Source organism: Amycolatopsis sp. NPDC059235 (genome assembly GCF_042754125.1).
GTDB classification, from domain to species: Bacteria; Actinomycetota; Actinomycetes; order Mycobacteriales; family Pseudonocardiaceae; genus Amycolatopsis; species Amycolatopsis albidoflava.
The window spans coordinates 17240-27277 of record NZ_JBHZAG010000113.1 but is presented as its reverse complement, the minus strand read 5'-3'; the positions used below and the strand labels follow the sequence as shown (position 1 = coordinate 27277).

General features: G+C 69.1%; 3 protein-coding genes. All 3 read right to left on the bottom strand.

All coding sequences use genetic code 11. From position 1 onward, the window contains the following. Positions 1-78: 78 nt before the first annotated feature. Positions 79-294: a helix-turn-helix transcriptional regulator gene (locus tag ACFXI3_RS41945; protein ID WP_344272644.1), complete on the bottom strand. Its 216-nt coding sequence runs from the start codon at positions 292-294 to the stop codon at positions 79-81. Between the two features lie 22 nt (positions 295-316). Then, entirely contained in the window at positions 317-3208 is a 2892-nt protein-coding gene (locus ACFXI3_RS41940) for an amino acid adenylation domain-containing protein (RefSeq protein ID WP_378407356.1), read from the bottom strand. Between the two features lie 281 nt (positions 3209-3489). Beyond that, positions 3490-10008 carry an amino acid adenylation domain-containing protein gene (locus ACFXI3_RS41935; protein WP_378407354.1) on the bottom strand — a complete coding sequence of 2173 codons (6519 nt, stop codon included), beginning with the start codon at positions 10006-10008 and terminating at the stop codon, positions 3490-3492. Between the last annotated feature and the right edge of the window lie 30 nt (positions 10009-10038).

The window sequence follows — 10038 nt, the reverse complement described above, 5'->3', positions numbered from 1 at the left end:
CGTGAGGGGAACCCTGAGGGACTCTGATTCCCTCAGGGTTCCCCTCACGGACCTTCGACAGGAGCGCCAAGACCTCCGCTAGATCAAGCCGTTCCGCACCGCGTAAGCCGCCGCGTGCGCGCGGTTGCGCACCCCCAGCGTCGCCATCAGGTCGTACAACGCGTTCTTCACCGTATGCTCCGACCAGCCGAGTTCAGCCGCGATCTCGCTGTTGCTGTACCCGTCGGCGACAAGCCTGAGCACCCGCAGCTCGCGCTCGCCGAGCTGCGGCCGGTACGCCGCGTCCCCGTCCACCCGGCCAGTCTAGGAGATCCGCTCACCCCGGCAGCTCCGAACCGCGCGTCGCCGGCGCGGCCGCCACCGCGTGCACGACCCGCACTAACCGGTCAGCCATCGTCTTCGCCGCGGTTTCGGTGAACAACGCCCGGTCGTAATGCAGCGTCCCGGCCGTCCCGCCGGGATGCTCGCGAACCGTCACCAGCACGTCAAAGGGATTCCCGCCCTGCCCGACCCGCCACGGCTCGGCGCGGACGCCCTCGAGCCGGACCCGGTCCGCGAGCGGCCCGAGCGACTGGAACGCCACCTGCGCCACCGGATTCCGGCTCAAATCGCGCGGCGGCCGCAGCGCCGTCACGACCTGGTCGAACGGGACGTCCTGATGCCGGAACCCGCCGAGCACCGCCTCCCGCACCGCGTCGAGCACCTCCCGGTACGCCGGATCGCCGGGGACCCGCACGCGCAGCGCGAGCGTATTCACGAACAGCCCGATCAGGTCCTCGGCCTCGACCGACGGCCGGTTGCCGGCGAAGGTCCCGACGACGAGATCGTCCCGGCCGGTAGCCCGGCGCAGCTCGAGGACGAACGCGGCCAGCAAAGCCATGAACCCCGTCGCACCCGCCCTGGTGGCGACCGCGTCGAGCGCGGCGACAACGTGCTGCGGCAACGAGAACTCGACCGCACCTTCTACCTGCGCCTGACGAGCCGGCCGCGGAAGGCTGTCCGGAAGCTCAATCGCCCGCGGCGCGCCCGCCAAAGCCGACTTCCAGTACTCGAGCCCCGATTGATCCGGCGCGGGGCAGAACGCGACCGCTTCCGGCAGCGCAGCCGCTCGCCCGGCATAGCATTCGGCGAGGTCGCGCCAGAAGATCTCCATCGAGGTGTCGTCGGCGATGATGTGATGGATCACCGCGAGCAGCGTGAACCTGCCCGGCTCGCCGCGGATCACCGTGCACCGCAGCAACGGCCCGCGAGCCAGATCGAACGGCCGCGCGATCTCGGCGTCGACGATCTCCTGCGCCGACCCGTCGACCACCGTCAGCGAGACCTCGGATTCGGCGGAGACGTGGCGTTCCGGTTCGCCGCGACGGCTGCGGAACGTCGTGCGCAAGGCCTCGTGCCGCTGCACGACCTCCGCCAACGCACGCCGCAACTTCTCGACGTCCAGGTGGCCGGTACACCGATAGGCCTCGTACATCGTGTACGTCGAGGACGGTCCCGACAGCTGATCAAGAAACCACATCCGGTGCTGCGCCGGAGAAATCGCCGCCTGTCCACTATGGATGTTTAAGGTCGGGGCCGAAGCGACCAACTCGGCCAACTCGGCAACCGTCGGCGCGGCAAACAGATCCGCGACGGACAACCGTCGGCCAGTGTCGCGCGAGACCCGTGAGCAAATCCGGGTAGCGGCCAGCGAACGACCGCCGAGTTCGAGAAACGGATCGAGGACGCCGACCGGACTGATCCCGAGCGCTTCTGCCCAAATCTCGGCGATCGCCTTTTCGGCGACATTCCGAGGTTCGACGTATTCCACGGCCAACGCGGGACGGGTATTATCGGGCACCGGCAGGGCTTTACGATCAATCTTGCCACTCGACGTAAGCGGCAACGCGGCCAACGAGATCCACGCCGACGGAAGCATCGGCTCCGGCAAGGAGCGAGCCAGATGCGCCCGCAACTCAGACGTCGAAGGCGTGGCCCCGTCGCGGTAAACACAGTAAGCGACGAGCCGATCTCCGTGCACCGCGGCAGCCGCCGCGGCAATCATCGGGTGTTCATGCAGCGCGGCCTCGACCTCGCCGAGCTCAATCCGGTTGCCGTGGATCTTGACCTGATGGTCGAACCGCCCCAAGTACTCGAACGCGCCGTCCTCGCGCCGCCGGGCACGATCGCCAGTCCGATACAGCCTTTCACCGGGCTTCCGCGCAAACGGATTGGGCACGAATTTCTCGGCTGTCAACGCCGGACGATTCAGATAGCCCCGCGCCACCTGCACCCCGGCAATAGTCAACTCTTCGTCGAGGAGGTGAATCTCGGTGTTGGCAATCGGGTACCCGATCGTGACAGCCTCCCCCGGCAGGCACCGGGTCGCCGTGACATCCACCGACGCCTCCGTCGGCCCGTACAGATTGTGCAGCTCGGCACCGACCACCCGATGGAACCGTTCCGCCAGCTCGTCCGGCAATGCCTCGCCGCTGCACAAGACCCGCCGTACCGGCAACGACGGCACCGGACCGGCCAGGAACGCCCGCAGCATCGACGGCACGAAATGGACCGTCGTAATCCTTTCCGCCACCAGAGTTTCCGCGAGATACGCCGGATCGCGATGTCCACCCGGCCGGGCCATCACGAGGGTTGCGCCGACGGAAAGCGTCCAGAAAAACTCCCACACCGACACGTCGAACCCGAACGGCGTCTTCTGCAACACTCGGTCTTGCGGCGTCAGACCGTACTCGCGCTGCATCCACCGCAGCCGGTTGACGATCCCGCGATGCTCGATCACGACGCCCTTGGGCCGCCCGGTCGAGCCCGAGGTGTAGATCACGTACGCCGCGTTCTCCGGCCGCACTAAGGCATTCACCGGCTCCGCGGGCTCATCGAGACCCGTCAGATCACCCGGCCCGATCACGACTCCGGCGCCCGAATCCTCGACCATGAACCGAAGCCGGTCCTCGGGATAATCCGGATCCAGCGGCAGGTAAGCCGCCCCCGCCTTGAGAACCCCGAGCAGCGCGACCACCATCTCCAAACCGCGCTCCAGCCGAACCCCGACCACCGACTCCGGCCCGACCCCCAACGCTCTGAGCCGATGCGCCGCCTGGTTCGCCAGGGCGTCCAGCTCCGCGTAGGACACTTCGCGGCCGTCCGCGACCACCGCCACCCCGCCGGCGGTCACTCCCTCGGCTACCAGGTCCAGCAACGTCTCGCTCATGTGTCCTCGCTCATCGGCCGGATCATCGTCCGGGCAGCCGGTTCCATGACGAGCCGCAGACATCCGCCGGTGGCGATGCTCTCGGCCATCAGTTCCAGCAACGCCGCGCTCATCCGTCGCCACCCACCAACCAGACCACCGCACGCAGCCGCATCACCGACCGCACATATCCCACGACGACCGCCAACACCTCACTCATCCGTCCTCACCCACCGGCTGGACCACCGCGCGCGGCCGCATCACCGACCGCACATACCCCACGACGACCGCCAACGCCTCGCTCATCCGTCTTCGCTCACCGGCTGGACCATCGCGCGCGGCCGGATCGTCGCGCGGGCGGCCGGTTCCGCCGCGAGCCGCGGGTACCCGGCGACCGCGGCGGCGAGGGCCTCGACGGTCGGATGGTCGAACAGCGCCCGCACCGGAACGTCGGCGGCCAAGGCGGCGCGCAGCCGGACCGAGATTCGCGTGGCGGCGACGGAATGCCCGCCGAGGTCGAAGAAATCGTCCCGCGCCCCGATCCGCTCGGCGCCGAGCACCTCCGCCCACACGCCCGCGACCAGCTCCTCCACCGACCCGCGCGGTGCGACATACGGACGTTCCCGCGTCACCGGCTCCGGCGCGGGCAACGCGGCGCGGTCGAGTTTCCCGGCCGGCGTCCGCGGCAGTTCGGGCAGCAGAACGAAACCGCTGGGCACCAGGTAGTCCGGCAGAGTCCCGGACAGTCCGTTTCGGACGTCCATAATGGATAGTTGCGTCTCGGCAACCACGTAGGCGGTCAACTCGAGGCCACCGTCGGGAGTGGGAATGGGCTGCACCGCCGCGTCCCGGATGCGCGGATCGGCCCGCAGCACAGCCTCGACCTCGCCCGGTTCGACCCGGTGCCCGCGGACCTTGACCTGGTCGTCGGCCCGGCCGAGGATCTCCACCGAGCCGTCCGGACGCCGCCGGGCCAGGTCGCCGGTGCGATAGAGCCGCCCGCCGGGCGCGAGTCCGTGCGGATCGGGCGCGAACCGCTCCGCGGTCAGTCCCGGACGGCCGGCGTAGCCGCGCGCGAGGCCGTCGCCGCCGATCCACACCTCGCCGACCACGCCGAGCGGAACTGGCTCCAGATCATCGCCGAGCAGGTAGATGCCGGTGTTGGCGACCGGTTCCCAGCCGACGACGGCATCCCCGCCGAGTTCGGCGACGGTGGACCAGATCGTCGTTTCGGTCGGGCCGTAGAGATCCCACAGCCGCGCCCCGCCCGCGGTGAGCCGCCGAGCCAGGTCGTCAGGGAGTTTCTCGCCGCCAGCGAAGACGGTGAGTTCCGCGGGCGGCGTCCAGCCCGAATCGACCAGGAGCCGCAAGCCCGACGGCGTCGCCTGCACAACCGACGGCGAAGTCCGCTCGATCAACGCGGCCTGACGTTGCGGGTCGATGCACTCCTCAGCGGTCGCGAGGATCACCCGACCGCCGACCAGCAGCGGCAAATACAGCTCCAGCGCGGAGATGTCGAACGACACAGTCGTCAACGCAAGCACTGCGGAGCCCGGCGCGAGACCAGGCCGGTCGCGCATGGAGAGGAGGAAATTCGCCAGCGCGCCGTGGCCGATCTGGACGCCCTTGGGCTGACCGGTGGAGCCGGAGGTGTAGATGACGTAGGCGAGTTCGTCCCCGTCCAGCCGGGGCACCGGGACATCCGCTGGACCGCCAGCGACGGCTGTGGCGTTGGGGTCCGGCGGCGCTGCCGAACCGCCCTCAACCGCCCCGGCATCCTGATCCAACGACACTGGCCAGCGGCCCTCGACAGTCGCGGCATCCGGATCCCGCGGCACCGCGGCGCGGGACTCAACCGCCCCGGACGCGCGATCTGACAGCCCCGCCGGGCACGCCTCAATCATCCCAGCGCCGCGGCCCGACGGCGCCCCTGCACGCACCTCGACCGCCCCAGCGTCGCGGCCCGACCGCACCCCAACCACCGCGGCGTCGCGGTCCAGCAGCAGCGCCGAACAGCCCGTCCCCTCCAGCAGTCCCGCCAGCGGCTCCTCGCTCAGCACCACCTCCACAACAGAATCAGCCAGCACGTAACCGACCCGCTTGGCCGGATAGCGCGGATCGATCGGCACATACGCGGCCCCGGCCCGATGCACCGCCAGCAGCGCGACCAGCAACCCCGGCCCGCGGTCGAGCAGGACGCCCACCAGTGCCCCGCGCCGCACCCCGTGTTCCTTCAGATACCGTGCCAGCCTAACGACCCGCACCGACAATTCCTGATAAGTGAGCGTCACCTCGCCGCACAGCACGGCCGGCGCGTCAGGGTGCGCCGCCGCGGTGGTCGCGAACAGTTCCGGCAGCATCCGCCCAGCGGGCTCGGTCCGCGCGGGATTCCGCAGCAGCAGAGCCCGATCCGCGGCGGGCAGGCCGCACCGCTGCGGCGGGGAAGCCGGCTCGGCGACGATCCGTTCCAGCACGTGCCGATACAGCCGCGCAAGAAACTCCAAGTGCGCCAAGGCAACCCGATGGGTGAAAGCCTCCAGCACGAAAGCACCGGGCACAGTCGAGACAGAAAGCCCGAACTCGTTCGGCGTGCTGTCCGCAACCTCAGCCAGGTCGACCAGCGCCTCCGCGAGCACGTGCATATCCGTGTGATTGAAGAAAACGTCGACGAGCGGAGCGTGCCCGCCCCAGGCGGCCTGCATCGCGGGCAGCGGGAAATGCCGATGCGGCCACATCGCGGTCTCCTCCGCGAAAACCGCGCGAGCCAGCTCCGGCCAGTCCCGCGCATCCGGAGGAGCCACGAATGGCACGGTGTTCAAGAACATCCCGCGCACTTGGTCGCCGCCAGCGCGTTCAAGCCTGCTGTTGGTCACCACGCCGGTATGAAACGGCCGATCGTGACCACCGATCGTGCGCAGCACGGTGAGATGCGCGGCCAGCAGCAGGCTCTTCAGCGGCACCCCCGCCGACGAAGCGACCGCGCGGAGCCGGGCCGTCAGGTCGTCGAACGGCACCCGCACCGTCCGATACACCCCGTCGTCTTCGCCTGCCCAGCCGGTCGGCACGGTGAAGCGCTCGGCCGCACTCGCCCGGCCTGCCCAGAACTCGCGGTCCACAGTGGACTCCAGCGACTCCCGCTCCCGGGCCACCGTGTCCGCGAATCGAACCGGTGGCGGTTCGGCCGGTCCCGCCGCACCCGCCCGGTAGTCCGAGATCAGCTCGGCGACGAGCGAATTCTGGCTCCAGCCATCGAGAATCGCGTGCACGTAGCTGAACGACAGCCGCCACTCGCGATCGGCGAGCCAGTGGACGTGCAGGCGCAGCAGCGAAGGACGGAGCAGGTCGAAGCCACGAGCCCGATCCTCCGCCGGGTACTGCCGCACGCGCGCGGCCTGCTCGTCGGCGGACAACGCACGCAGGTCGTCGCAGGTCACCTCCAGGACGGCGGTCTCGTGCACCCGCTGCAACGGCGGAACAGCGGCGAAGTCGATGGAAGTACGCAGGATCTCGTGCCGTGCGACCAGCCGGTTGGCCGCCTGCTGCAAGTCGTCCAGCCGGAATTCCTCGTGCACCGGATAGCCGAGGTGGTTCAGGTAGAGCCCGCGGTCGGCGCCGGCGAGCATCTCGTGCACCATGCCCGCCTGCGAAAGCGACAACGGATAAGCGTCGGTTACGTCGTCTGGCAATGTATGCCGCTGATCAGCATCCAGTTGCGCGAAGGGCGAAACCGCCTCGAAAGTCGCCGCTAGACCGCCGAGCCCAGCGGCGAAGTCGGCCACTCGCTGCCGGCGGAAGAGGTCTGCGACGCTCGCCTCGATCCCCTCCGCGTTCAGCAGCCCGACAGCCCGGATGGCTCGCAGAGAATCCCCGCCCAGCGCGAAAAAGCTGTCCTCCACACCGACTCGGTCGACGCCAGTCGCAGCCGCGAACGCGCGGGCCACAGCTGCCTCAGCGGGAGTGCGCGGCGCGACATAGCGTGCCGTCTGTCCGCCCTCCGGCGCGGGCAAAGCGTTGCGATCGATCTTTCCGCTGGCGGTCAGCGGCAGCGCCTCGAGCGTGACCCACGCCGACGGCAGCATCGGTTCCGGCAGCGTGCGAGCCAGATGGGCGCGCAACTCGGCAGGATCCGGGGTACGGCCGGGTTCGGGCACGAAGTAGCCGACCAGCCGGTCGTCGCGCACCGAGGCCGCGGCCGCGCGCAGGTCGGGGTGCGTCAGCAGGGTCGCCTCGACCTCGCCGAGTTCGATCCGGTTGCCGTGAAGCTTGACCTGGTGATCGAGCCGCCCCCGGTATTCGATCCGGCCGTCGGGCAGCCGCCGGGCGAGGTCCCCGGTGCGGTACAGCCGTTGGCCGGGCTGCCGCGCGAACGGGTCCGGGACGAAACTCCCGGCGGTCAGCGACTGCCGGTTCAGGTAGCCGCGGGCCAGCTGCACGCCGGCGATGACCAGCTCGCCAGGCACGCCCACCGGCACCTCGCGCAACTCGGCGTCCACCACGAACACCCGGGTATTCGCGATCGCGCGGCCGATCGTCACGGTCTCGCCCGGCAGGCATCGGGTCGCCGTGACGTCCACGGACGCCTCCGTCGGCCCGTAGAGATTGTGCAGCTCCGAGCCGATAAGCCGGTGGAATCGTTCCGCCAGCTCGTCCGGCAGTGCCTCGCCGCTGCACAGCACCCGGCGCAACGACGGCACCGGTCCGGACAGGAACGCCCGCAGCATCGACGGCACGAAATGCGCCGTGGTGATCCCTTCGGCCATGACCTCGGCGAGATAGGCCGGATCGCGGTGCCCGCCCGGCCGGGCCATGACGAGCGTCGCGCCGGCGGAGAGGGTCCAGAAGAATTCCCAGACCGAAACATCGAAACCGAACGGCGTCTTCTGCAGCACCCGGTCCTCAGGAGTGAGACCGTATTCGTCCTGCATCCACCGCAGCCGGTTCACGATCCCGCGATGCTCGATCACCACGCCCTTCGGCTTGCCAGTCGACCCCGATGTGTAAATCACGTACGCCGCATTCTCGGGCCGTACTAAGACATTCACCGGCTGTCGTGGCTTATCGAGAGCAGTGAGGTCGCCTGGCTCGATCACCACTTCGGCACCGGAATCCTTGATCATGAACCGCAGCCGGTCCTCGGGATAATCCGGATCCAACGGCAAATACGCCGCCCCCGCCTTGAGAACCCCGAGCAGCGCGACCACCATCTCCAAGCCGCGCTCCAGCCGAACCCCGACCACCGACTCCGAACCCACCCCGCGCGCACGAAGCCAATGCGCCGCTTGGTTCGACAGCTCGTCCAGTTCCACATAGGACACTTCGCGGCCGTCGGCAACGACCGCGGTTCCGCCGGAAGCAACACCTTCGGCGATGAGCGACAGCAACGTCCCGGCCTCGAAGGGAACGTCAGTCTCGTTCCACCGCGCCAGCTCAGCACTTTCAGCAGCACTCAGCCAAGGCAGATCCGAAAGCCGCGCACCAGGATCCGCGACAATCCCGCGCAACAACTCCGTGAAATGCCCGCCGATCCGCGCGACAGTGGCCCGATCGAACAGCGCGACGGGATACTCCAGGACGCCGTCCAGGCTGCCGTCCGGCTGCTCGGTCAACTCCAGCGTGAGGTCGAACTTCGCGCTGCGCCAAGGAGAGTGAATCTGCTCGCCGCGCAATCCTGCTGTTGCAAACCCGGCGTCCGCAGTGTTCTGCAGCACAAGCATGGCCTGGAAAAGCGGATTGCGCGACAGGTCGCGTTCCGGCGCCAACTCGTCGGCCAGCCGCTCAAATGGCGCGTCCTGGTTAGAGTACGCGTCAAGGGTGTCCTGCCGGACGCCGTCGAGGAACTGCCTGAACGACAACGAACCGTCCACATCGGACCGCAAGACGAGAGTGTTCAGGAAAAGCCCGATCAGCTCCTGCGCTTCAGCACGCGTTCGCCCAGCGATCGGGGTACCGACCGCAATATCCGCCTGCCCTGAATACCGGCTCAGCAGAATCTGATAGGCAGCCAGCAGAACCATAAAAGTGGTCGCCCGATGCGCCCGGCCGAGCCCGGCGACCGCCGTCCCCAGTTCAGCGTCCACAGTGAACCGCAGGATGTCCCCGCGCGGATCATGCACCGGCGGGCGCGGGCGGTCTGTCGGCAGGGTCAGCGGCACAACCCCGTCGAGGCGGCGACCCCAGAACTCGACCTGCTCCGTCACCCGCTCGCCTGCCGCGTGGTTCCGTTGCCAGGAAGCAAAATCGGCATACTGGACCGGCAGCTCCGGCAAAGTCTCCCCGCCGTACAGCGCCGCGAGCTCCCGTGCGACGACCGACGTCGACCACCCGTCGTACGCGATGTGGTGCACGACGAGCAGCAGAACGTGCTCCTCCGCGGACTGCCGCAACACCCGCACCCGCAACGGCCGGTCCCGCGCCAAATCGAACGGAACCGACGCCGCGTCCCGAATGACCGCCTCGACGTCCTCCTCGACGACGTCCTGGACAGTCAGATCAACCCCGGGTTCCCCGACGAGCTGTTCCGGCACGCCGTCCCGCTCGACGTAGGTGGTGCGCAGGATTTCGTGCCGCTCCACGATCGTCAGCCAGCACGCCCGCAACCGCGGCACGTCGAGCGGGCCGCGCAGCCGCCACGCCGCGGTCACCACGTACTCGGCGCCGCCGGGCCGGAGCCGGTCCAGCACCCAGACCCGTTGCTGCGCCGGGGAAAGCGGCAGCGGGCGGCTGCGATCGGCCCGCATCGCCGCCGCCGGACGGGCCGGAGCCGGGGCCGCGGCCAGGTAGCGCTCCAGCAGCTCGTCGCGCCGGGATTGTTCGGTGGTCATCGCTCCCCCTGCGGGTCGATCGGCGAGGCT

What these genes read in the sequence shown, in the direction of transcription:
- ACFXI3_RS41940 (WP_378407356.1), bottom strand. Translation starts at nt 3,208, where the DNA reads ATGAGCGAGACGTTGCTGGACCTGGTAGCCGAGGGAGTGACCGCCGGC.
- ACFXI3_RS41935 (WP_378407354.1), bottom strand. Translation starts at nt 10,008, where the DNA reads ATGACCACCGAACAATCCCGGCGCGACGAGCTGCTGGAGCGCTACCTG.